The sequence below is a fragment of the Pseudomonadota bacterium genome, assembly GCA_039815145.1.
Classification (GTDB): domain Bacteria; phylum Pseudomonadota; class Gammaproteobacteria; order Steroidobacterales; family JBCBZW01; genus JBCBZW01.
The window spans coordinates 42,610-68,071 of sequence record JBCBZW010000014.1 but is presented as its reverse complement, the minus strand read 5'-3'; the positions used below and the strand labels follow the sequence as shown (position 1 = coordinate 68,071).

General features: G+C 67.1%; 14 protein-coding genes. 12 read left to right on the top strand and 2 right to left on the bottom strand.

Annotated features, from left to right (window positions below):
• Window positions 1–52: 52 nt before the first annotated feature.
• From AAF184_06315 to AAF184_06270, 10 genes are all read left to right on the top strand, one after another.
• Entirely contained in the window at window positions 53–6,523 is a 6,471-nt protein-coding gene (locus AAF184_06315) for an SDR family oxidoreductase (GenBank protein MEO0421928.1), read from the top strand.
• A gap of 114 nt (window positions 6,524–6,637) precedes the next feature.
• On the top strand, window positions 6,638–11,560 hold the full coding sequence (locus AAF184_06310; protein ID MEO0421927.1) for a beta-ketoacyl synthase N-terminal-like domain-containing protein: 4,923 nt from the start codon (window positions 6,638–6,640) through the stop codon (window positions 11,558–11,560).
• Between the two features lie 39 nt (window positions 11,561–11,599).
• Window positions 11,600–12,532 carry a TauD/TfdA family dioxygenase gene (locus tag AAF184_06305; protein ID MEO0421926.1) on the top strand — a complete coding sequence of 311 codons (933 nt, stop codon included), beginning with the start codon at window positions 11,600–11,602 and terminating at the stop codon, window positions 12,530–12,532.
• 5 nt (window positions 12,533–12,537) lie between these two features.
• Window positions 12,538–13,482, top strand: a complete 945-nt coding sequence (locus AAF184_06300; protein ID MEO0421925.1) for a sulfotransferase — start codon at window positions 12,538–12,540, stop codon at window positions 13,480–13,482.
• Between the two features lie 76 nt (window positions 13,483–13,558).
• On the top strand, window positions 13,559–15,037 hold the full coding sequence (locus AAF184_06295) for a hypothetical protein (GenBank protein ID MEO0421924.1): 1,479 nt from the start codon (window positions 13,559–13,561) through the stop codon (window positions 15,035–15,037).
• Window positions 15,034–15,936, top strand: coding sequence for a sulfotransferase (locus AAF184_06290; GenBank protein ID MEO0421923.1), 903 nt, complete (start codon window positions 15,034–15,036; stop codon window positions 15,934–15,936). Before AAF184_06295 ends, AAF184_06290 begins: the two co-directional genes overlap by 4 nt.
• A gap of 3 nt (window positions 15,937–15,939) precedes the next feature.
• Window positions 15,940–16,827, top strand: coding sequence for a sulfotransferase (locus AAF184_06285; GenBank protein MEO0421922.1), 888 nt, complete (start codon window positions 15,940–15,942; stop codon window positions 16,825–16,827).
• A complete protein-coding gene (locus AAF184_06280; GenBank protein ID MEO0421921.1) occupies window positions 16,820–18,184 on the top strand; it encodes a hypothetical protein in 1,365 nt (454 codons plus the stop codon). The genes AAF184_06285 and AAF184_06280 overlap by 8 nt, the downstream gene beginning before the upstream one ends.
• 20 nt (window positions 18,185–18,204) lie before the next feature.
• Window positions 18,205–19,173, top strand: coding sequence for a PHB depolymerase family esterase (locus AAF184_06275; GenBank protein MEO0421920.1), 969 nt, complete (start codon window positions 18,205–18,207; stop codon window positions 19,171–19,173).
• A complete protein-coding gene (locus AAF184_06270; GenBank protein ID MEO0421919.1) occupies window positions 19,174–20,070 on the top strand; it encodes a phytanoyl-CoA dioxygenase family protein in 897 nt (298 codons plus the stop codon).
• Window positions 20,071–20,158: 88 nt separating this feature from the next.
• Here AAF184_06270 and AAF184_06265 read toward each other — a convergent pair whose 3' ends face one another.
• Together AAF184_06265 and AAF184_06260 are read right to left on the bottom strand one after the other, a co-directional pair.
• The gene (locus AAF184_06265) at window positions 20,159–20,713 is read right to left on the bottom strand and encodes a hypothetical protein (protein ID MEO0421918.1); all 555 of its coding nucleotides are present in this window, start codon (window positions 20,711–20,713) and stop codon (window positions 20,159–20,161) included.
• A gap of 92 nt (window positions 20,714–20,805) precedes the next feature.
• Complete coding sequence (locus AAF184_06260) at window positions 20,806–21,489, bottom strand: sulfotransferase family 2 domain-containing protein (protein ID MEO0421917.1); 684 nt, start codon at window positions 21,487–21,489, stop codon at window positions 20,806–20,808.
• Window positions 21,490–21,891: 402 nt separating this feature from the next.
• Between AAF184_06260 and AAF184_06255 the strand changes: the two genes are divergently transcribed.
• Together AAF184_06255 and AAF184_06250 are read left to right on the top strand one after the other, a co-directional pair.
• Complete coding sequence (locus tag AAF184_06255) at window positions 21,892–24,282, top strand: PQQ-binding-like beta-propeller repeat protein (protein MEO0421916.1); 2,391 nt, start codon at window positions 21,892–21,894, stop codon at window positions 24,280–24,282.
• Between the two features lie 93 nt (window positions 24,283–24,375).
• Complete coding sequence (locus AAF184_06250; GenBank protein MEO0421915.1) at window positions 24,376–25,443, top strand: hypothetical protein; 1,068 nt, start codon at window positions 24,376–24,378, stop codon at window positions 25,441–25,443.
• The last annotated feature ends 19 nt before the right edge of the window (window positions 25,444–25,462 follow it).

The following is a 25,462-nucleotide window of genomic DNA, read 5'->3' as shown; positions in this document are numbered from 1 at the left end:
AGAACAGTCCCGACTAGAACGGGGTGAGCTGAGTATGTCCGGAGACAGCCGAATGGACGATCAGACGCGAGTGGAAGAGCAGTCCCCGCGCGGGCGGCGGCAGCAACGGCCGGCCGATGTTGCCATCATCGGAATCGGTGCCGCGCTTCCCGGCGCACGCAACGCACGGGAGTACTGGGAGAACATTCTCGATCGCGTCGATGCGATCACCGAAATTCCCCCTCATCGTTGGGACTGGCGTCTTTACTTCGACGCGGACCGTAGCGCGCCGGACAAGATCTACTCCAAGTGGGGCGGCTTCCTGCCGGACATGCCCTTCGATCCCCTGAAGTACGGCATTCCCCCGAACGCGATCAAGGCCGTCGACCCGCTCCAGCTCATGACCCTGGAAGTGGTGCGCCAGGCGCTCGAGGACGCAGGCTACGGCGAACGGGAGTTCGACCGTGAGCGCGCCTCGATCATCCTGGGCGCCAGCGGCGGCGCCGGCGATGTCGGCGCCCAGTACGCCGTGCGCTCGGAATTGCCGCGCTTCGCCGGCGAACTCGATGGCGAGACCGCCGAACGTCTGCCGAGCTGGACCGAGGACAGCTTCGCCGGAATTCTGCTGAACGTGGCCGCTGGCCGCGCTGCCAACCGCTTCGATTTCGGCGGCTTGAACTACATCGTCGACTCGGCCTGTGCATCGTCCTTGACCGCCGTCTACCAAGCGGTCAGCGAACTCGAGGCCGGACGCAGTGATCTCGCCGTCGCCGGTGGCGTGGACACGGTGCAGGGGCCCTTCGGTTACCTGTGCTTCTCCAAGACCCAGGCGCTTAGCCCACGTGGACGCTGCCGAACCTTCGACACGACCGCCGATGGCATCGTGATCTCCGAAGGCATCGCCATGCTCGTGCTCAAGCGCGTCGAAGACGCTGAGCGCGATGGCGACCGCATCTACGCGGTGATCAAGGGCGTGGGCGGCTCGAGTGACGGCCGCGCGCGGAGCATGACGGCACCGCACCCGGACGGGCAGATTCGCGCCCTCGAGCGAGCCTACGACGCTGCGGGCTACTCGCCGCAGAGCGTCGGGCTCTTCGAAGCGCACGGCACGGGCACGGTGGCCGGTGACACGGCTGAGCTGGAGACCGTAACGCGCCTGCTCGGCGAGCATGGCGCCAAGCCGAAGCAATCGGTCATCGGCTCCGTGAAGACGATGATCGGACACACCAAGGCGTCGGCCGGCGTCGCAGGCCTGATCAAGACCTCGCTCGCCCTGTATCACAAGGTGCTGCCACCCCACGCCAACGTGGAGAAGGCCAACCCGCGGATCGCGGACGCCGACAGCCCCCTGACCATCGTCAACCAGGCCCAGCCCTGGGTCAGCGACGGTCCCCGCCGCGCCGGCGTCAGCGCCTTCGGCTTCGGCGGTACCAACTTCCACGTCACGCTCGAGGAGCACGGCGCTGAGCGGCCCGCCCACGAGGGTGCGGCCCTGCGCGATGCCTGGCCTGCGGAGCTATTGATCTTCTCAGGTGCCGGCGTGCACGAGGTGGCGCAGCGCATCGAGCAGATCGCCGCCCAGCTCGAGGCCGGTGCCGAGCCGACCTTGCGCGATCTCGCTTTCTCCCTGGCGCGGCAGTACACGCCGGGCGATCGGGTGGCTACCTTGGTGGCGCGGCCTGGCGACGATCTGCCGACCTTCCTGCGCATGCTGCTGGCGCACGTGCGGGCGCCGGAGCGGGCTCCCCTGCCGCCGCAGGCAGCCTTTACGGCCAACCCGCTCGCCGGGCGCGGTCAGCTAGCCGTTATGTTCGCCGGTCAGGGCTCGCAGTACCCGAACATGTTGCGCGAGGTCGCGCTTGCCTTCCCCGAGATCGCCCAGGTGCTCGAGGGTGCGGACCAGTGGCTCGCCGAGGCGATGGAGAAGGCAGCTCCTGGTAATCGCCTGTCGAGACTGATCTACACGCAAGCGCTGCTGTCGCCACAGGAAGAGCAAGAGGCGGTCAGCACCTTGATGCGCCCGGAGATCGCTCAGCCCGCTCTCGGCGTGGTGGAAACGGGTCTGTGGCACCTGCTGCAACGCTGCGGTCTGAAGCCCGACATGGCAGCCGGTCACAGCTACGGTGAGTACGCTGCCCTCTACGCCGCCGGCGTTGTGGACCTCGAGTCGTTCATCCGACTCTCCGAGGCGCGCGGTCGCTTCATCGTCGAGGCCGCCCGTGGGCGCGATCTCGGCACCATGGCGGCGGTGCAAGCCGACCGCGGTGACGTCGAGCAGATCGCCCAGGACTACACCGACGTGCTCGTGGCCAATCACAACGCGCCGAAGCAGAGCATCCTGTCCGGGTCTCGCGAGTCCATCGGCGCTGCCGTCGAGCGCCTGCTCGAAGCGGGCTTCGATGCCAAGCCCCTCAAGGTGGGGGCGGCGTTCCACTCGCCGTTCGTGTCGCCGGCGGCGACGGAGCTGGCCGAGTTCATGGCGCAGATCCCCTTCCGGGTGCCGGATTTCCCCGTGTACTCGAACACCACGGCGCGCCCCCACGAGCGCAGCCCCGAGGGCATTCGCCGAATCCTCGCCGACCACCTGGGCTCGCCCGTGGAGTTCGTGGCCGAGGTGGAGGCCATGTACCGCGACGGCGCCCGCATCTTTGTCGGCCTCGGGCCGAAGAACGTACAGGCGAGCCTGATCGACCAGATCCTCGACGGTCGGGAGCACTGCGTGGTGCGGATCGACGATCACGAGGGTGGACTGAAGGGCCTCGTGCAAGGGATCGGCACGCTGCTCACCCAGGGCGTTAAGCTCGACGTTAGCCCGCTGTTCGCCCAGCGCGAGTGCCGCGAGATCGATCTGGCTGATCTGGCCTCCGCGTCGCGCGAACAGGAGATCGGGCCGCACATCTGGATGCTCAACGGCAGCGCGGCACGACGTGCGTTGGATGCGCCGCGCCAGCCGCTCACCGTGGAAGAGGTGGCGGAACGGCAAACTGCTACCGGTCCAGCCACCCCCGCAGCCGAGGCACCTGCCGTAGCAGCAGCACCGGCGCCCGCCGCGGCATCGTCTTCCCCATCGGTCGCTCCCGCGCCTGCAGCCCCGCAGGCCATTGGAGCGTCGATACCCCCAGCAGCAGGTGCTCCCACGGCACCCGCCAACCCAGTAGCTAGTCCTCTAACCAGACAACCAGATCATCCATTGCACAAGGAGACAACCGTGTCTGATCGACCCGGAAGCGGTGAAGCACCGCCGGCGCAGGATTACTACGCGCCCCTGGAAGGGGAGCGGGAGTCCGTGCTCGCCCTGTACCAAGACACGATGCGCCAGTTCCTGGCCACGCAGGAAAGCGTGATGACGGCCTACCTCACGGGTACGCCCGCCGCGTCTCGCGAGGGCGGAGCGTTGCTCGCCGCTCGCCGAGCGACCCCGCGCGTGCGCCGCGTGGCCGCGCCGGTGGTGCCGCAGGTAGCAGCCCCGGCCCCCGTCCCGGCGCCCGCTGAGGTCCCGACGCCGGCCGCGGTGGTCGCACCCGCTCCGGTACCGACCCCGGCACCTGCTCCGGCCCCAGCGCCCGCACCGGCGCCCGCCCCAACTCCGGTGGCGGCAGTGCCTGCACCGGCCCCGGTCCCGGCACCTGCTCCTGCGCCCGCACCGGCCCCGGCGCCCGCGGCGGCCAGCGGTGGTGGCGACGCGGAGTCGGTGAAGAGCCTGCTCCTCGGTATCGTCGAAGAGCGCACCGGCTATCCGCAAAGCATGCTCGGCCTCGACCAGAACCTGGAGGCCGACCTCGGCATCGACTCCATCAAGCGAGTGGAGATCGTCGGCGCGCTGACCAAGCAGCTGCCCTCGGCGCTCGTCGATGGCCGCGAGGACGAGGTGACCGAAGCACTGAACGGTCAGACCACGCTGCAAGGCATGATCGACTGGCTAAGTGCAGGTGCAACGCAGAAGGAGGCTGCTGCAGCCCCTTTTGAGTTGACCGGGGCGGAGGAAGCGGGCTGCGCCGCTCTGCCCCGGTTCATCGTTCAGGCGCAGCCGGAGGGCGTGAGCGAGGTAGCGGTAGATCCGCTGGCGAGCGGGCTCTTCGTGATTACGCGGCAGAACGGTCTGTCGGCCCAGGTGGCCGACGCCGTCGCAGCGCAGCTGCAGGCGGAGCCAGGTGTCGCGGTGGCTTACTGGGACGTTCCCTCCCGTATCGACGAGGCCGCGCTCGAAGCGTGGCTTGCGCAGGTACGGGCGGAGCACGGTCCCCTGCGCGGTGTGGTTCACACCGCCTGTCTCTCGGCTCCCGTGTTGGCCCTCGAGAGCACCTCGCTGGAGGGCTTCGGTGCGGTCACCGGTTGGACCGAGAAGGCGTTCGCGCAACTGCTGCGGGCCGGTGGCCCGGAGCTGTCCCAGGGCGGTCGCGTGGTCGCCGGCACGGCGCTCGGCGGACGCTACGGCCGTGGTCAGGACCGGGTGGGTGGCGTAACCCCGCACGGGGGCGTCGTCGGCCTGATCAAATCCGTAGGCGAAGAATGGCCTGAGGCTCAACTCAAGGTGGTCGATCTGGATTCGGCACGCCCCGTCGACGAGCTGGCCAAGACCCTGTTGACGGAGCTGCGCTTGCCCGGCGGCCGTATCGAGACGGGCTACCCGGGCGGCGTACGTCACGTGTTCCGCTCCGTTGCTGCGCCGGTCGAGCGTAGCGATGCGCCCAGTCCCTTGCGTATGCCTTCCAAGGATTGGGTAGTGTTCGCGACGGGCGGCGCTCGCGGCGTGACGGCGGAAGTGCTGCGCACGGTCGCCGCCACCGGGGCCACCCTGGTATTGGTCGGGCGCAAGCCCCTGCCGGAGGCGATTCCAGCGGCCTACGACGGATTGGATGCCAACGCGCTGCGTGGGCAGCTGTTGCGCGAAGCGCAGTCCAACGGCGAGACCCTGCGGCCGGTCGACGTCAATCGGCGCGTGCAATCGATCCTCCAAGACCGGGAGATTCTCGCCAACCTGGCCGATTTCCAGGCCCTCGGAGCCACCGTCGAGTACCGCGTTTGCGACGCACGCGACGAGGCCCAGGTGGCCGCGACGCTCGATGATCTCTACGCGCGCTTCGGGCGTATCGATGGCGTCGTGCACGGCGCGGGTATCCTCGAGGACAAGTTCCTCGCGGACAAGACGCCGGACAGCTTCGCTCGCGTCTTCGATACCAAGGTCGACAGCGCGTTCCTGCTCGCTCGGCGCCTGCGCACGGACACGCTGAAGTTCTTTGCGCTGTTCACCTCCGTGGCCGGCCGCTACGGCAACAGTGGCCAGACCGACTACGCAACGGCGAATGAATTGCTTAACCGCATGGCGTGCCAGCTGCACGCCCTGTGGCAGGGGCGAGTGAAGGTGTCCGCCATGAACTGGGGCCCCTGGGAGGGCAGTCGCCACGGCCAGGGGATGGTGACGCCCGAGACGCGACGCAAGTTCGAGTCGCGCGGGGTGCGCCTGGTGCCCGCTGACGGAGGTGCGGCTGCGTTCTTCGACGAGATCGTGCACGCGCCGCTCGACGATGTGGAAGTGGTCTTCGGCGAAGGCCCCTGGGAGCAGCACGAGGTGGACGCTGGCGTCTGGCGCCGCGAGAAAGCGACGTCCGCGCCTGCGATACAAGCCGTCGCCGGCGAAGGCCCCGCGTGGCCGCTGCTCGCGGGCATGGAATCGCGGCCCGGCGAGGACGGCGGCGTCGTGCTCTATCGGCGCATCCATACCGGGTTGGATTACTACCTCGCCGAGCACCTGTTGGATGACATCCCCGTGCTGCCGGCGGCGGTGGCGCTCGAGCTGTTCGCCGAGTGCGCCGCAAGCCTGTGGCCCGATCGCTACGTCACCGAAGTCGTCGACCTGCGGGTGATGCGCGGGTTGCGCCTGGACGATGGTGGCTTCGACGCCCAGATCCTGGTGAGCGCGCCGGTGACCGAGAGCGCGGACGCCGACTTCGAGGTGACCTTGGAGCTGCGCACCGCGGGTCTTGCGGGGCCGCCGCACTACCGTGGCGTGGTACGCCTGGCGAGTGAAGTGCCTGACCCCACGTCCTATCAGTCCATGCTGCACCCGGCGGCATCGCCGGTGTCCGCACGGCAGGCCTATCAGGAGCGTTTGTTCCACGGGCCGTGTTTCCAGACCGTAACGCGCCTCGCCGGCATCGACGCCCAGGGCGCCTTGGCCGAAGTACAGGCGAGCAAGCCCAGTGAGTGGCTGCCGCAGGTGCAGGCGGTGAACGGTTGGTTGTTTGACCCAGGCTGGACCGACGCAGCTGCCCAGATGGGCCTGCTGTGGGCCCATGCCATGGAGGCGGAGTCCGCTCTGCCAAGTCGCTTCGGTCGCGTACGACGCTTCGGTGAGGGATCGCTTGGGCCGTCGCGTATGCACTTCCTGGTGTACCCGGAGCGCCCGCCCCATCAGGTGCGGGCAGACGTCGCCTTCGTCGACCAGGACGGTCGATTGCGCCTTTACATCGAGCGTCTGGAGTGCACGTCCAGTCCGGCGCTCAATCGTCTGGGTGGCACCTGGAAGGGCGAGATCTGCGTCTGACCCGGTGCAGCAGCGCCCGCGGGTGCTGCGCGCCGGTTCCTAATGACACGGCAAGGTGGGCGCGCCCCTGAAGAAGTGGCTGCGCCGCCATGAGACCGCGAGGCACGCAACACAATGAGCGATCACGATCCGATCGGCAGCAAGAACGCCGCCCCCAACGCGAGCACCGCGCATGCGGACATCGCCATCGTGGGCATGGCGTGCATGTTTCCCGGGGCCCAGAACCTCGAGCGCTTTTGGTCGAACATCCTCGGCCAGGTGAGCGCGATCGGTGAGCCGTTGCCGGAGTGGGGCGCCGAGCGCCACTACCTGCCGGACGACGAGGAGCGCAACCGCATCTCGACCACCGCCGGTGGCTTCCTGCGCGATCTCTACGCCTTCGACAGCCTCGAGTTCGGCATCATGCCCAACTCCGTCGACGGCGGTGAGCCGGACCACTTCCTCGCCCTGAAGATCGCCCGCGACGCGCTGGTCGATGCGGGCTACCTGGAGGCGGATCACACGAAGACGGGCGTTATCCTCGGCCACAGCACCTACCTGCACCGAGGCAACGCCAACGTCGTTCAGCACGGCGTGGTGGTGGATCAGACCGTCGAGCTCCTGCGCGGGCTCTTGCCCGACGCCCCGGAAGAGGCCTTCGATCGCTTGCGCCAGGAGATGCTGGCCAAGCTGCCGCCCTTCAACGCAGACATCGCGCCCGGACTCGTGCCCAACGTGATGACCGGGCGCATCGCCAATCGCCTCGACCTCAAGGGGCCGAACTACATCATCGATGCGGCCTGCGCCTCCTCTCTGCTCGCCGTCGGCGCGGCGATCGAGGAGCTGCGCCGGGGCGAAAGCGACCTGATGATCGCCGGCGGCGTCAACGCCAGCATGCCGGCCGAAGTGCTCGCCGTCTTCACCCAGCTCGGCGCCCTGTCGGACAGTAACGCTCCGCGCCCCTTCGACGCGCGCGCGGACGGCACGCTGCTCGGCGAAGGTCTCGGCGCGGTGGTGCTGAAGCGCCTGGACGACGCGCGCCGCGACGGCGACCGGGTGTATGCGGTGGTGAAGGGCGTGGGCCATTCGAGCGACGGGCGTGCCCTCGGTTTGCTCGCGCCGAACCGCGACGGTGAGATCCTCGCCATGCAGCGCGCCTACCGTCAGACCGGCGTGCCCGTAGACAGCGTGGGCCTGCTCGAGGCGCACGGCACGGGCATCCCCTTGGGCGACAAGACCGAGATCGGTGCCCTGACGGAAGTGTTCGGCGGGCGCGAAGGGCGCCTGCCCTCGGCAGCGATCGGCTCGGTGAAGTCGATGATCAGTCACACGATCCCGGCGGCGGGCGTGGCCGGCCTCATCAAGATGGCGCTTTCGCTGTACCACCGCACCTTGCCGCCGACCCTGTGCGAGGAGCCGAACCCGGCGCTCGAGCTGGAGCAGACCCGCTTCTGCGTCAACACCGATACCCGTCCCTGGGTGCAGGCGGGCGAGTCGCCGCGCCGCGCCGCCGTGAATGCCTTCGGCTTCGGCGGCATCAACACCCACGCGGTGCTCGAGGAGTTCGACAGCAACGTGGAGGCGGAAGGCTCCGCCCTGTACGAGTGGTCGAGCGAGCTGGTGGTCATGAGCGGTGAAGATCGCGAAGCACTGGTGAACGCCGTCGACACGGTGGCTGCGGACTGCGACAAACCCGGTGTGCGCCTGCGCGACATCGCCTACACGGCGGCGGCGCGTGCGGACGGTGGGCGCCAGCGCCTGGCGATCGTCGCTACCAGCATCGATGACCTGCGCGACAAGCTCGAGCGCGCACGCAAGCGCCTCGCCGACCGTGGCCGCCTGCAGTTCCAGACCCGCAGCGGGATGTACTTCAGCGCCCAGCCCCTCGAGGGCAAGGTGGCGTTCCTGTTCCCAGGGGAGGGTGCGCAGTACCACGGCATGCTGTCGGACCTCGCCCTCGCGTTCCCCCAGGTGCGCCAGTGGTTCGATTTCTGGGACGGTATCTTCGCTGGCCAGCGCGAGTTCACCCCGTCGAGCGCCGTGTTCATGCCGCCCAACGGGGTGACGGACGAGAACCGCGAATGGCTCGAGTCGCAGCTGCACACGCTGCGCATCGGGTCCGAGTCGATGTTCATCGCCAATCAGGCGATCTTCCATCTGCTGAAGGCCTGTGGGGTGACGGCGGACGTCATGGTCGGGCACTCGAGCGGCGAGAACAGCGCGCTGGTGGCCTCCGGCATGATCCGCCTGGAAGGTCAGAACGAGCTGCGCGAGCACATCCGTAACCTGAACCGTATGTACGAGCCCATGGAGTCCGCCGGCGCGGTGGCCCGTGGCGCCCTGCTGACCGTCGGCGCCGTGCCGCGCGAAGACGTGCAGGCCCTCATCGCCGAGTCCAACGGTGAGGTTCACCTGGCGCTCGATAACTGCGCGAACCAAACGGTGTTGTTCGGTGCGCAGGAGAAGATGGAGGAAGTCGCCGCTGAGCTGCGTCGTCGCGGCGGCCTGTGCGTGTTCCTGCCCTTCGACAGGGCTTACCACACGCCGTTGTTCGCGCCGGTGGCGGAGGCGGTGGAGTCCTTCCTGCAGGACGTGGACTTCGTGGAGCCGGCAGTGCCGGTCTACTCGTGCGTCAATGCGGCGCCGTTCCCGGCCCAGGCGGATGAGAAGCGTCATCTGGCGGCCGTGCAGTGGGCGTCCACCGTGAAGTTCGTGGAGACGGTGGAGCAGCTCTACGCGGACGGCGTACGCCACTTCCTGGAGGTGGGCCCCTCGGGCAACCTGACCTCCTTCGTGGACGACATCCTGCGCGACCGCCCGCACGTGGCGGCCTCGGCCAACAGTCGATCCAAGCCGGACCTGCAGGTGCTGCAGCAACTGCTCGGACGCTTGTACGCCGCGGGGCAATCCCTGCAATGGGACGCCCTCTACGCCGGGCGCCACGTGGCCAGGACGGACGATAAGCACTACGCGCGCCAGGGCCTGCGGCCGGCCTTGCCCGTGGCCAATACGCTCCCGTACATCCGTCTCGACGACGACACGGTCGCCGAGCTGCGCGAGGTGATGGTGCCGCGCCCGCCGGCGGCACTGCCCCAGGCGCCGACCAATACGCCGCCCACCCATACCGCCGTCGCCCCTGCCCTCGAGCAGGCCGTGATGCCGACGACCGAACAGCCTGTCGCCCTCGAGAGCGACGAGGCGAGCGACCTCATGCGCGCCCACCTCGGCCTGATGCAGGACTTCCTGCACCAGCAGACGAGAGTGTTCGACGCTTTGGGCGGCACGATCCCTGGCACCACCGTGCCGGTCACCGCGCAAGAGGCGCCTGCCGAGGTGCTGGCGTTGACCGGCCCCGAGGCGGCGCCGCCAGCGCCAGGGCAGGCGTTGATCTCTCGCATCGTCGAGCACTCGGAGACGGAGGTCACCGCGGAGTTCGACTTCGATCTCTCGCGCCAACGCTTCCTGCGTCACCACGTGCTGTACGCGCGGAGCGTGTCCGACCTCGACCCCTCGCTCATGGCCCTACCCGTGTCCCCGCTCAGCGTGAGCCTGGAGATGCTGGTAGAGGTTGCCGCATTGCTCACCGATCAGTCGCTGGTGGTGGCGCTCGAGAATGTGCAGGCCTTCAACTGGGTCGCCGTCGACGCCGGCACGCGCACGATTCGCCTGCGCGCCAAGCGCGGCAACAGCGGAGCGCGTGTACGCGCGTGGCTCGAGGACGAGATGGGCCAGCTGCTGGTGGAGGGCGAGGTGATCTTCGCGGACGCCCCCCTTGCGGATGGCGGCTTGGTCGAGCCCCTGCGCTCGCCGCGAGCGCCCCTGTGGGAGGACGCCGACCTCTACACGACGGGCATGTTCCACGGCCCGCTCTTCCACTCCGTGTCGAGCCTCCTCGCCTTCGATGACACGGGCATGGATCTGCGCCTCGCCGACACGCCCACCGCAGGCTTCTTCCACGACGAAGCGGCCAACGGGTTCTTCCTGAACCCCGTGTTGCTGGACTCAATCGGCCACCTGACCGCCTTCTGGCTAGCGCAGAGCTTAGGCACCGACTTCTCGTCCTTCCCCTCCAGCATCGGCCGCATCGAGCTGCTGCAGGCCCATCGGGAGGACACCGGCGATTGCTACCTGCGCGGACGCCTGGGCTTTCTCGATGGCGATGCCTCCACGGCCCGCTTCCTCGGCGGCAACTTCGACTGCCTCGACAGCGAAGGCCACGCGGTGCTGCGCATCAGTGGCTGGCGTGACCGCTTCTTCCGCGTGCCCCACAGCTTCTACGAGGCGCGCACGAACCCCCGCGAGGGCTGGTTCGGCGAGGACTGGACGCCGCTCTTCCCGGAGGCGGAAGCCGATGCCGTTGTCTGGTACCTGCCCGCGTTCCCTCAGGGCTTCCTGGAAGACGCCGGGGCCGTCTGGAAGCGCCTGCTCGCGTTCACGGTGCTGAGCGCTGCGGAGCGTGCCGAGTGGCACGAGTTGCGCCTCAACCCGAAGCAGATGAGCGAGTGGATCGTCGGTCGTCTGGCGCTGAAGGAAGCGGTGCGCTACTGGCTGGCGCAGACCGAGGGTCTGCTCCTGTGCCCAGCCGACATCACCGTCACCCACGACGAGCAGGGCCGACCGCAGGTGTTCGCGACCGGCCTGGATATCCAGATGCCGGCGGTGTCGCTGGCGCACGTGGGCGGCATGTGCCTCGCGGCCGTGACCCACGGCGAGCACGAGGTGGGTGTGGACCTCGAGACCCTGGGCCGGGTGGAACTCGGGTCCTTCCTCGAGGGGGCGCTCACGGCGGCGGAGCGGGCTCTGGTGGCGGCGCAGCCGATGGACGCTCGCGAGGATTACGCGTTACGCCTGTGGTGTGCCAAGGAGGCGGTGGCCAAGAGCTTCGGCACCGGCTTGCAGGGGCGGCCGTCGGACTTCGAAGTAGCCACCGTGGACGAGACGCAACAGGTGGCGACCGTGATCGCGCACGGTCGCACCGTGGCGGTCAGCGTGCGTCGCCATGAGGATAAGATCGTCGCCCTCGTACGGGGTGGCGATGGGTCGACCTTGGCGGCATGATGCCGCCGCCAGCAGAGAGATTGGATGGAGTGCCTTGCGATGAGTGACATCATCATCGAACCGTTTAGTGACGTGGCCGGCGCCGTGGCGCGCCTTCGCGAGCCCGGGGTGGATCTGCCCAACCTCGACATCGCGCCCGCGCAGCAAGCGCTGAAGGATTTCGGCGCCGTCATCTTCACCGATTGGCAGATCAGCCTGGAGCAGTTCGAGGCCTTCTCGAATCGCTTCAGCGACGATTACATGGACAACACGGGCAGCGGGTCTTTCCGCAAGAACGCCGAGGACGGTAAGGACGGCACGATCCAGAACGTCGCGTACGTTTACGGCGTGAAGAAGCAGCGCACCTTTGGCCTGCCGCTGCACGCGGACCGCGCCTACGTGAAGACCCAGCCGGAGCTGATCTGGTTCTACTGCAAGCGCCCGGCGGATGCCGACGGTCTCACCTTCATCGCCGACGGCGAGCGGATCTGGGAGAGCCTCAGCGATCACGCCCGCGAGGTGTTCGAGGCGCGGCGCCTGAAGTACATCCGCGACTATCCGGACGGCCACTGGCAGGTGGCCTTCCACAGCGATGATCCCAAGGACATGAAGGCCTACTGCGACGACAACGACCTCGCCCTGCACATGCGCGAGGACGGCTCGGTGGTGACCGAGTACGTGAAGCCCGCCGTGGTGCCGTCCACGCGCTTCCGTGATCGCCAGGCCTTCGTCAACAGCATCCTCATCCAGCATTGGCAGGAGGAGGGCCTGGGCCGCAAGAACGCACTCGTGCGCATGGAGGACGGCGAGCCGATTCCCGCGGACGTGCTGGCGGAGGTGAAGGAAGTGGGCGCGGCGCTGACCCGGGAGATCCCGTGGGCGTCCGGCGACTTCGCCATGATCGACAACACCCGCATGATGCACGGGCGTACGTCTTTCGAAGATCACGAGCGCGACGTGTACGCGCGCATGTGTCGCAGCGTGGCGTGGTGAGGTAGATGACGGCAGGCGCCCTAAGTCCTCTGTTCATCCTGGCGCCACCGAGGTCCTTCACCTCGGTGATCTGCGGGATGGTCGGTCAGCACCCGGACCTCATGGGCTTGCCGGAGGTGAACCTGTTCGCGGCGGACAACTACTCGGGGCTCAACGAAGGCATCTATAAGCTTCGTCCCGGGTTCCGCCACGGCTTGCTGCGGGCGGTGGCCGAGATTGGTCTCGGCGAGCAGACGGCCCAGAACATCGATGCGGCGGCGGGCTATCTGGAAGACAACGCCGAGCTCCCGAGTGGCGAGATCTTCAAGGACCTTGCCACCTGGGCGATGCCGCGACGCCTGGTCGACAAGAGCCCGATCTACGTCTACAGCGAATCGTCCCTGGCGCGCATCGCCGAGACCTTTCCGGACGCGCGCTACCTGCACCTGACCCGTCATCCGCGGGGCACCTGCGAGTCGGTCTTCAAGCTGCGCGAGCGAGTGCAGGGCGCCGTATCGCGCCTGCGCGGCGGTGCCGGCAACGAACGGCCGGGCAGGGCGCGGGGCAACAATCGTTTGGCTGAGGTGGAGGATCCCGAGTCCATGTGGCTCGCCCCCCATCGGCGCATCATGCGCTTTCTGGCCGACGTGCCAGAGTCGCGGCGCTTGTGGTTCCGGGGCGAGGACTTCATGGCCTCACCCGATGAACACCTCGTGCAGGTGGCGCAGTGGTTGGACGTCGACACGGACGCTCAAGCCATCGAAGCCATGAAGCACCCGGAGAACTCACCCTTTGCGGCCCTGGGCCCGCCCAACGCTCGCTTCGGCAACGATCCGAGCTTTATGGAAAGCCCGGAGCTGCGCCCCTACGAACCGCGCCCGCAGCAGCTCGACGGCCCCCTGGCGGGCAGCGACGGTATCGAACTCAGCGACGCGGTCAAGGAATGCGCGCGCGGGTTTGGCTACAGTTGAGCACTGCCTGGAAGCAACACGCGGTCGGCCCGAGCGGACCGGTCCCCACGAACCACCCAACAGCGATCCTCACACCATGAGCAGAGACCTCGCCGACAAACTGGAGCCCCAGAGCATCCACCACGATCCGAATCAGGGGGGTCTTCAGCTCGAAGACTTCGAACTGATCGATCTGCCGCCCTGGAACTCGGCCACCCGCACCAGCCAGGCCGCCCTTTGGTACAAGGGTGCGCTCTACGTGGGCACGGGACGGGCCATGCTGGGCTTCATGGGGCGCTACACGGCGCGCCAGGGCTCGGGCCTGCAGGACCAGGGCCGCTTCGGCTCCATGCGCGCCGACACGGGCGGCAACGACGACGAGGGCGCCCAGATCTGGCGCTACGACCCCACCACCCGGGAATGGAAGCTGCTCTACGACAGCCCCATGGTGGAAGGGCGCGACGGCACCACCCGCGTGCGCGATCGCAGTATTCGTGCCGGTGGCATCTGCCAGGCGAAGGGCGACAAGGAGCCCGTGCTCTACATGGGCATCGGCACCTTGGAGTACCAGTGCGTGTTCCTGCGCTGCGAGGACGGCGAGAACTTCGTCGAGTGCGACGAGCAGGGCTTCGGCCTCGGCGATGAAGACGTACCCTCCGTGCGCAACATCGAGTCCGTCAACGGCAAGCTCTTCTCCACGCCGACGGGGAAGAACTTCGGCCGCGGCATGTTCGATGACAACCTCACCGATTTCCCCTACGTCTACGAGACCGAGGATCCGCTGCACGGCAATTGGGTGCCGACCTGTGAGCGCGCCTTCGGCGATGAGACCAACCTCTCGATCAACGAGATCAAGGTCTTCGAGGGCCACCTTTACGCGGCCACCATCAACAAGCGCAAGGGCTTCCAGATCTGGAAGTGCAAGCCCGAAGGTAAGCCGCCGTACAAGTGGACCAAGATCGTGGAGAACGGCGCCTGGCGTCCGATCAGCTCCGTGCCCTCGTCCATGACCGTCTTCAACGGCGCCCTGTACGTGGGCTGCACCCTGCAGCGCCAGGGCCGCGGCGGTCGCGATCGTTTCGGGCCCTTCCCGGCGGAGATGATCCGCATCCATCCGGACGACAGCTGGGATCTGGTCTGCGGCCAGCCGCGCTTCACGCCCCAAGGCTACAAGCGCCCCACCAGCAACCGTCTCGGTGGCCTCGACGACTACTTCACCCACGTGTTCTGGCGCTTCGCCGAGCAAGACGGTTGGCTCTACCTCGGCACCGCCAGCTGGAAGTGGATGCCCACCTACCTCAAGGATCGCTGGGATCTCTCGGAGGAGAAGTACGCCTGGCTCGAGGAGGAGACGGCGAAGCGCGAGGAGGGCGAGTTCCGCCTCTGGCGCACGCGCGATGGCGATGACTGGGAACTCGTGAGCGACGTCGGCTTCCCCGGCGGCAATCCGCTCAACTACGGCATCCGTGAGGTGGTGGGAACGCCCCTTGGACTCTTCGTTTTCCCCACCTGTAAGGCCGGCGCCAACAAGGGCGGCGGGCTCGAGATCTGGCACGGCAAGAAGGTGAGCTCATGAGTGCGCCTGAACCACTTTTCATCCTGGCTCCGCCGCGGTCTTTCACGTCCGTGGCCTGCGCCATGATCGGCAGCCACCCCGAGATGTGTGGCCTGCCCGAGACCAACCTCTTCGCCGCTGACACCTACGAGGAGCTCACGCGCCTCTACCGCCTGCGCCCGCGCTTCCAGCACGGACTGCTGCGTGCGGTGGCCGAGTTGGGCCTCGGCGGGCAGACCGAGAAGGACATCGAGGCGGCCCAGCGCTGGCTCGACGAGAACTCCCATCTCACCTCGGCGCAGATGTTCAACGACATCCGCAACTGGGCGTCGCCGCGCGCCGTGGTGGAGAAGAGTCCCATGTTCGTGTTCCTGGAAGGTGCTCTCGATCGGATCGTCGATGCCTACCCGGAGGCCCGTTTCCTGCACCTCACCCGTCACCCGCGCGGCACGCTCGAGTCCAACTACGAGACGCGCCAGATGCAAGAGAAGGCCACAGGCATGATGGGCCTCGGCCGCTCCGATGAGGGCGATGACAATATGACGCCGGAAAAGATGTGGCTGCAGCCGCACCTGCGGGTCATGGAGACGCTCGAGACCTTGCCGCCCGACAACTACATGACCCTGCGCGGTGAGTCCTTCATGTCTGCACCGGACGTGTACCTACCGCAGATCTGTGAGTGGCTCGGCATTAGCACGGCCCAGGCCGATGTGGACCGCATGATGAAACCCGAGCTCTCGCCGTTCGCCTGCATGGGGCCGTCCAATGCGCCCTTGGGCAACGATCCTAACTTCCTGCGTAGCCCCGAGCTTCGCCCGTACAAGGAGAAGGAGAGCGACCTGGACTCGCCCCTGAGCTGGGACGATTCGCTCCACTTCGACGAAGCGGTGCAGCACTACGCCATGTATTTCGGGTACTGAGCGATGGCTGAAGAACGTCGAGCGCCGCTGATCATCCTCTGCCCGATGCGATCCTTCTCATCGGTCGTCTGTGCCGTGTTGGGGCAGCACCCGGAAACCTACGGGTTGCCGGAGGTGAACCTCTTCATGGCCGAGACCGTGGGCGAGTTGATGAGCGCGCATGCCTCGCGCCCCCACGGCGCTCACGGCCTGCTGCGCACGCTGGCGCAGCTACAGCACGGTGAGCAGACCGAGTCGACCGTGGCCGCCGTCCAGGAATGGTTGGACGAGCACGCGGACTGGACCACGGGGCAGGTCTTCGAGTTCATCTGTGATCAGGTGGCGCCGAAGATCGCCGTGGACAAGACCCCGCGCACGGTGCTGAGCCCGGCTTACCTCGAGCGCGCCTACGAGATCTTTCCGGACGCGAGCTTCCTGCACCTGACGCGCCATCCGCGCTCGACGGGCAAGTCGCTGCTGAACAACCTGAAGCGCAACAGCGAGTGGGGCGGCACCTTCGATGCCGACCGCGTCGACCCTGAGAACATCTGGCTGCGCGCCCACACGAACATCACCGAGTTCGCCAGCACCTTGCCCGAGGGCCAGTGCCTGCGCATCAAGGGAGAGGATCTGCTGACCGATCCCGATCTCTACCTGCCGCAGATCTGCGAGTGGCTCGGTATCGACACCAGCGCCGAGGCGATCGATGCGATGCTCCACCCGGAGCGCTCGCCCTACGCTTGCTACGGCCCGGAGAATGCCAAGATGGGCAACGACCCTGAGTTCCTCGAAAAGCCCGCCTTCCGTCGTGCGGTGGTGAAGGAGCCCGAGCTCTACGGCCCCCTCGACTGGTCAGGCGAGGAGTTCCGCAAGGAGACGATCAAGCTATCGCGGGAGCTCGGCTATGCTTGATGGCAGTCGTTTCACGGAGATCGGTGCCGGCGGCATCGGCAACCCGCGCAGCCTCGTCGCCCAGTCGATGGCCTGGTACGACGGTCACGTCTACCTCGGCGTCACGCACCCCACCGGTGAAGGCCCGGACGATGCGGCGCGCATCCTGCGCTACGACGTGCGTGCGGACGAGTGGGAGGTGGTCTACGAATCGCCCCTCGTGCAGGCGGACGAGAACGCCATCGTCAAGGACGTGTACCGCGGCGAGGGCGCGCGGGCCCTCGGTAAGCTCGAGGGCGAGGAACAACTCGTCCCGCAGTACCGCGGCTTCCGCTGCATGGCCGTGTTTCAGAAGAAGGGCGACGACCGCCCCGTGCTCTTCGCCAGCACCCTGTCGCACTGGGGCTCGCAGCTGATCGCCAGCGAGGACGGACGCAACTTCCGCGCCGTGTGCGAGCCGGGCCTGGGTGATCCTGACACCCTGTCGTTCCGCTCCATCATCACCTTCAAGAACAAGCTCTTCGTCTCGCCCGTGGGCAGCGTGAAAGAGGGGGTCATGGACCGCAATTTCGGCGACGTCGCCAAGCTGTTCGTCTCCGACGACCCCCTGAACGGTGGCTGGGAAGAGGCGATGCCGCACAGCTTTGGCGACGCCACCAACCTCTCGGTCTTCTGTACGGCCGTCTACAACGACCAGCTCTACGCAGGGACGGGCAACCCCGAGCGCGGCTTCGAGCTGTGGCGAACGGATGCGGAAGGTAAGCCACCCTACAAATGGACCCGTGTGATGACCCGAGGCGCCGAGCGCTTCAACGTCAACGAGACCACCGCCTCGATGACCGCGTTCAACGGCGCGCTCTACGTGGGCAGTGGGCTGCCGGGCCTTGGCTACGACAAGGCACACGACGTCGGTCCGGCGGCCGCGGAGCTGATCCGCGTGCACGCCGACGACAGCTGGGAACTGCTGGTCGGCGCATCACGTTTCACCACCGACGGCCTCAAGGTGCCCCTCTCGCTGATGGGGCCCGGCTACGATGATCACGCCAACTCAGCCCTGTGGGCCATGGCGGCCTACAAGGACGCGATCTACGTCGGCACCCACCACTGCCAGGCCTTCCACGATGCGCTCGGCGGCGCTGAGCATATCGGCGGCGGATTCCAGCTGTGGACGAGCCAGGATGGTGAGCACTGGGAGGCAGTCACCATGGACGGTTTCGACGATCCCTTCGCCACGGGCGTACGCACCTTGCTGCCGACGCCCGTCGGCCTGTTCCTCGGCACCTCGACCCACCGTGAGATCCAGCGCCTGTGGACCAAGCGCACGGGCATGCCGATTCAGCGCGAAGGCACGGGCTTGTCCGTGTGGCTAGGGCGCTAGCAGGCGACGGCGACGGAATGATGAAAGCGCAGCACCGACAGACTTGGCGACCGGGCGTGCCGCGATGGGCGCTGCTCTTGGCGTGCCTGTCAGGGTTGTTCGGTGTCTCGGGGTGTATGGAGTCCGGCGAGGCAACGGCGGCACCCTCATCCTTCGAGAGTCGCACGCTGTCCGTCGGCAAGGTGCGGCGCGAATACGCGTTGTATACGCCCGAGCGCCTGCCACCGGCCGGCGAGCGCTCGCTGGTACTGATGTTTCACGGCGGTGAAGGCTCGCCGGACAAGATCGCCCGGCAGACCGGCTTCAACGAGGTGGCCGACGCGCAGGGATTTCTGGTCGCCTATCCGCGCTCGATCGAGCACTGGAACGACGGCCGCGCGACCACGCGCGCGTTCGGCGACGACGTCGGCTTTGCGCGCGCCCTGATCGACGCCCTGGTGGCCGATGCCGGCGTCGATCCGCGACGGGTCTACGCGACCGGAGCATCCAACGGCGGCATGATGACCTTCCGCTTGGCATGTGAGGCGAACGATGCCATCGCGGCCTTCGCGCCGGTGATCGCATCCTTCCCGGTGCCTTATGTCGAGCAATGCCGACCGCGCAAGGCCGTTGATATACTCATGATCAACGGACGATCCGACCGTTTGATCCGATGGGGTGGGGGACGCATACCGAAGGGCCGGCGCGCCGGCGTTGGCGGTGAGGTGATCCCGGTCCCCGAGACCGTCGACTGGTGGCGCCGCCACAACGGCTGCGCGAGTCCCGCCCGTGAGGACCTCGATGATCGGGTCGACGACGGCACCACCGTCGTGCGCGAGCGCAGCGCCGCGTGTGAGCGCGGCGGGTCGGTGATTTTTTTCGCCATCGAGGGCGGAGGCCACACCTGGCCCGGATCTCCTGTACCAGCCAACCGGCTGGCGGGCACGATCAGCCAGGAGCTATCCGCCAGCCAAGTTATCTGGCAGTTCTTCTCCGACAAGCAGCTGTAGATGACCACAACAACTATCAAAGGTGAGCAGATGAGTTCGTCCGCCAAGGATGCAAGCCAAGCGCAGGAGCAGTACGGCCTGACGCAGGAGCAGATCGACTTCTTCGAGGAGAACGGTTACCTCGGCCCGATGGAGGCGATCAGCGAAGCGGAGATGGGCAAGCTGCGCAGCTGGATCGACAAGCTCGGCTTCCTCGATGGTCCGTCTCCGGTGTACGACATGGGAGCGGACTACAAGCACCGCATCCTGCGCGACTGGCACCTGGTGCACAAAGAGCTGATGGAGCTGTCTACGCTGCCGGTCATGGTCGAGGCGATGGCCTCGCTCATGGGGCCGGATCTCGTCCTGTGGCGCTCACAGTTCCAGTACAAGGACTCCGGTGGTGGCGCCGTGGCCTGGCACCAGGATCTCGGATTCCCGGGCCACCTGTTCCGCCCTGCGCTTGACCCGGTGAAGAACATCTCCGCCTGGATCGCGATCGACGACTCCAACCTCACCAACGGCTGCGTGCGTATCGTGCCGGGGAGCCACAAGCGTGAGATCGAACGCCGCATGACCCGCGTCGGCCCGGAAGACAAGGGGCTGTTCGGTCGGCGCTACAAGGTGGAGTACGTGGTGGACACGAGCGATGCGGTCGCCCTCGTCATGAAGCCAGGGCAGTTCTTCCTATTCAACGAGAGCTCCCTGCACGGCTCCACGGGCAACCCCACGGCCAAGCGTCGCATGGGGTTCTCCACGCGCGTGACTACGCCGGACGTTAAGATCTACGAGGGGCAGGACGTGGACGGCCAGGGGTTCCCCCTGGACCACTACTCGCCCGTGTTGATTCGCGGTGAGGACAAGTACGAGCAGAACGGCATCGTGCAGGCGTCGGAGCTGGAGTTCGTCAGCAAGTAGGCCGACGCGGGCAAGGACGTTCCAGAGCGGCGTGCTGCAAGAGTCTTGAAGGGAACGCGATAGGGCCTATCGCGTTCCCTTTGCCGTTTTAGCCCTTGTAGCTCTCGAGCTCTTCGCGCAGGCGCGCGACTTCGTTCTCGAGGGCCTGGTAGCCGCGGGCGACGCCCTTGAGCGCCTTGTGCAAGGGCTTGTTGTCCTGTCCCTGCGTGTTCATGCGGGCGATCACCTGCTTGAGGATCTCCTTGCCCTTGGCCGCGGCATCATCGTCGCCACCGGCAGCGGCCGCACCGCGACGCGCTTGCAGGGCAGCGCGGCCACCCCCGCCGGCGGCGGCACCACCACCCGCGCCGCCTGCGGCGCGACGGGCGGAGAGGGCACCGGCCGGTCCGCCACGACCACCGCCACCAGCGCGAGGGCCAGTTCCTGAACGTCGGGCGCCGGCGATGGCGGCGCTACCTTCACCGCCCGTGCGCCGTTCGCGGAAAGCGCTCAAGCGACTGTGTAGGGAGCTGTCATCACTCTCGGTGTTGTTGCCCCCACCGCTGTTGGTTTCGTCCGGCGTCACGGCGCCCGGGATGTCGTCGACGCTCAACGGCTTGTCTTCTTGTACGGCGGCAGTCTCCTGCGCCTTTTTCTTGCTCATGTCGTTCGTCCTCTTGTCGTTCGCCGATTGCGCTCGGCGCAGGGCTTGCATGATGCGTGCGCTATCGCTCATCTCGGTGGCGGAGTCGGGGCCTAGAGCCCGCGGCGCTCGCACTCTTCCTCGAACCAGCCGCACACCTGGTTGTAGATCTCGTAGTCACCGTCGTTCAGCGAGCGTAGCTCGTCGAGGAAGTCATCGCTGACGTCCTGGCGGGTGAAGCGCTTGGTCTGGGACACGTTGGCCTCTTCCAGGCGCAACACGCCGAGCTCCGGGTAGACGTTCTGCAGGAGCTCGAGGCTGCGGCCGTACTGCTCGGTGATCCCGATGAAGTCGAAGTCTGCGATGTACTCCAGCACACCGTGGGACTCGTACACGTTCTGGGTGCGTTCCATGCGCACGAAGTCCTCGAAGGACAGCTGCTCGGCGCGATCGGGCATGGTGACGAACATGTGGTTGTAGGCGGAGATCAGCCGCTTCAGGGGATCGCGCAGGAAGGTGATGCAACGCGCGTCCGGGAACAGTTCGCGCAGAGCGAACAGTGTGTAGTGGCCGTGAATGCAGGCGACGCCGTTGGTCTCGCAGTAGTCCACCAGCGCCGCGGCGTCCTCATCGGCCAGGTGCTCCAGGGAACGGCCCTGGAAGCCACAGACGTAATCGTTGCCGCACATCACCCGACCGAGGTAGGTGAGAGCGACCCGATCCTCGCCGAGTTGCGCCTGCAGCGCCTGCCGGAAAGAAGTGCCAGCAGTCTTCGGAATATGCACAGAAAGCAGCATCGCCAGATCATCCAGGGACACAATTACCGGAGCGCGATGTTACACCGGCCCGCGGTGCCTCGATAGCGCCGACCCTGCAAAGCGGGCATCCGGCCGGCGCGGGCGGCCCGCACGGTGCGCAACGCCCTGTGTACAGCCTTCATCGAACGGACAATAAGACCTTGAGGCTGCGCATTATTTGAGCATTACGTCACATTTTTGACAGATGCTCAGCCTCGAAACAAGGGCTTACGGTGATCGTTATCTCGATGTGACGCGGCGCACGCTCGGCGGGGCTACAATTGCGGCCACAGGATCAATCCGTGGTCCAAAAACCAAGAGTCCGGCTAACTGGACCTTCAAAGTACGGAGACCCCCAATACCATGCGACTGAATGGTTCCGAGCCTGGGAAGGCTACTTCAATGCTTAATCTCCTCGCCCCCGCCGTTGCCCTTAGCCTGGGCCTCACTGTGGGTGTGCCGGCAGCGTTGGCCGACTTTGTGGTCGACGATCAGATCATCTCCGATACCTCGAGCGATCTCCCCGCACCGGAGTTCGACGAAGCCGAGAACCGGATGATCTGGCAAGACCGTTTCAACCAGCTGTGGATCGCTCGCGTCGATCCCATCACCGGCGACATCAGCCCCGCGGACGGCCGTGGCACGTTGGTCGACACCGGGCTCGCCTCCGTGGGCGAGGTGGGCAACACCCCGCGCATGAGCTACGGCGAGGAAGACGTGCTCATCTACACCAAGGATGTGGAAGGGACGAAGTGGCTGGCCGTGGCGCGCAACGTGGGGCCCGCGACGTGGACCACCGAGTTGCTCGAGCAGGGCGACAATCGCCTTCGCGCGAACGGCACGCAGCCGGGCTTCACCGGCACGGCGCGCATGGTCTACAACCGCATCCTGCCGGACGGCGAGATCGTCGTGTCCTGGCGCGACTGGAACGACCCCGCCAGTGAGGGCAGCGCCAACGTGGTGGCCGAGGGCGGCCGCTTCCTCGGCACCGAGCCCACCGTACTGACCCTGGCGACGGACGACATCGGCCGCACCCAGGTGATGCAGATCGATCTGGCGACCGGCGACGGTGAACTCATCACCTCTTCGCCGAACAACAAGATCAACCCCTTCATCTGGTTCGCGCCGGAGTTCAACGACTTCGCGTTCGTGCTGATGATCAACTTCACGGACCTCGCGGTCTACCGTCGCATCGACGGTGTCTGGACTGAATACAACCGCTTCGTTATTCCGAGCGACAAGCCGCTCCTGAGCTCGCCCGAGGCGTTCTCCCTGAACGGCCGCTCCTACGTCACCGTGGTGGCCGCTGATGAGCTGGGCCAAGGCGACACCTTCCCCGGCCAGCCTGTTGGCCCCAGTGAGATCTGGCTGGCCGGCATCGATCCGGATGCGCCGTTCTTCCGTCGCATCGACGATCCGCTCACCGACGAGCAGCGCTCGGAGCCTGAGCCGTACATGTTGCCCAGCGGTCCGGTCGCCTACTACACGGAGCGTCTGGCCGGCTTCCCGGGTACTCGCTTCCTGCGGCGTGCCGACACGGGCCTCGGCCCCAGCTTCGCGTACGATCTGCCGGCCAGCTACGGTGGCCCTTGGGCAGGCAGCAACCGCGATAACCGCAATTGCAACTGCGTGCCCTTCGCCATCGGTGATGCGTTCACCGCCGGTGCGCCCATCGATGTGCCCGGCGCGCAGTTCGCTTGGTCGACCCTCGCCAGCGACGGCACCTTGCTGTTCAGCAGCCGCAACAACAACCTCGGCGTAAGCGAGCTGATCGCCCTCGACACCAACACGGGTGCCGAGAAGTTCCGCATCGACGAGTCGCAGACCGGCACGCAGCTGGCCCAGGTGGGTGCGCTGATCGATCGCGACGGCAACTTCTACGTCACGGCCCAGGAGGCGATCACCAAGTTCGCCCCCGACGGCTCGGTGCTGTGGTCGACGCCGGTGATCGGCTTGTCCCGAGGGGCGCAGTTCCTGCCGGACGGTCGCCTCGTGATGTTCACCTGGAACGCCCAGGCCTACATCCTCGACCCCGCCGACGGCACCGTGCTCGGGGAGCAGCAGCTCTCGCCGAACCGCAACTTCCCGGCCACGCCGAACTGTCTGCTCGGCGGCGCCGAAGCAGCGTGTGCCTACGCCTCGGCCATCGCGGTCGAGTCCAACGACGGCACCGTCTACGCCTCGCTGACGCGCGGCACGGGCGCGGGCCTGCTGCAGGCCTTCGACTACGACCCGCAGACGGTCACCCTGACCAGCCGCTGGGGCTTCGCATCGCCCGCGCTGACCCGCCCGGCCAGTGCGCCGGTGGTGAGCCCGGCCGGCGACGTGGTGTACACCCAGGAGCGCAACGGTACGTTGAGCGCGATCAACCCGGCGACCCCCGCCATCCGTTGGCAGGTGAGCACGGGTATCTCGAGCAAGGACGCACCGGCGCTGAACGGTGATCTGATCATGCCCGCGGGAACGGCGGCCGACGGGGCCACGGGGATCACCGTGTATCGCAACACCGGGGCGGCGGCGGAGATCGCCTTCCAGAGCACCGACTACCTGCCGCGCTCCCTGGGCGCTGCGGCCGGTGAAGGACGCTTCGTGCTAGCGGTCGAAGAGGTGGCCACGGGCGATCTGCTCCTGGCCGTGATCGACGTGACCAACGGCACCCTCAGCACGTCTCCCTGGGCCGCGGGCGTATCGCCCAACACCCTGCGCGCGCTAACCGTGCGTCAGGATGGCGCGGTGGTCGTGCAGGCCTGGGGTCGCAGCGACAACGTCGTGGTGTTCACTCCCGCACCCTGACACGACAGGGCAAACTGAAGGTGGGGCGTTGGCTCGCCCCGCCTTCGGGCTTAGGCTTAGGGCCAACACCGGTAGGCAGAACTCGAGCGTGCGATGCTGAGAATCCTAAAGCGTCTGCTAGGTGGTGGTGCGCCGGCTGCCAGGCCCGCACCGCGGGCTGCTCGGCGAGCAGGCGCGGCGGCGACACCAGCGCCCGTCGTGTTGAGTGACGAGCAGCGCGCGCTAGTGGAAGCGGCCGTGCTGCCTCGGGCGGCCACCCGGTCGCCACCTCACGGCGGCCCCTTTCCCGTCAAGACCGTCGACTCCCTGTATCTGTGGGATGCAGGTCGGGCACGCCTGGTGGAGGTGCGCATCGCCTTCCCCGTGGGCGGGCGCGAGCCACACCCGCTCATCGTCTTCTCCCACGGCGCCCGCGGTAGCAAGGACGACTACCAGTTGCTCACCCAGTGCTGGGCCAGCTGGGGCTACGTGTGTATCCAACCCAACCACTCCGACGCGCGCCCATCGACGGAGCCGGAGATCCCCGAGTCACCGCCGACCAGCGCCTTCGGTGACTGGCCTAACAGGCCTCGTGACGTGACCTTCATCCTGGATTCGCTGATCGATATCGAACACCGCACGGCGGGGCTCAAGGGCTTGATCGATCGCGACCGTATCGGCGTGGGTGGTCACTCCTTCGGTGCGAGCACAGCCCAGTTGCTGGGAGGCGCCCTGGTGATCCGCGACGGGCGCCGCTCGCGTCCCTACCGCGACCCCCGGGTGAAGGCCTTGGTGCTGATCTCGCCGCAGGGGCGGGGGCAGTTGCACGCAGACGGGTCCTGGGACGAGCTCGATCTGCCCACGATCACGGTGACCGGTACGCGCGATCGCGGTCGTGACGGTCAGCCGTGGGAGTGGCGCCTGGAGCCCTTCAATGCGGCGCCGGAAGGTCGCCAGTACGCCGTGGTGGTCGAGGACGGTGCCCACGACATGGGGGGCCTGGACCGAGCGTCCGTCCACGTGCCGAACCTCTCCGACGAGGCCATCGCACAGCTGGTGTTGGAGAGCACCTTGCAGTTTTGGAACGCGTGGCTGAAGGAGCGGGCAGGCGATCAGGCGTCCTTGCGTCAGTCGCGCACCCTCTTTCAGGGCGGGACCGAAGCGCGGTTGATGGTGCGATGAGCGGCCGCCGCTCGCGGCC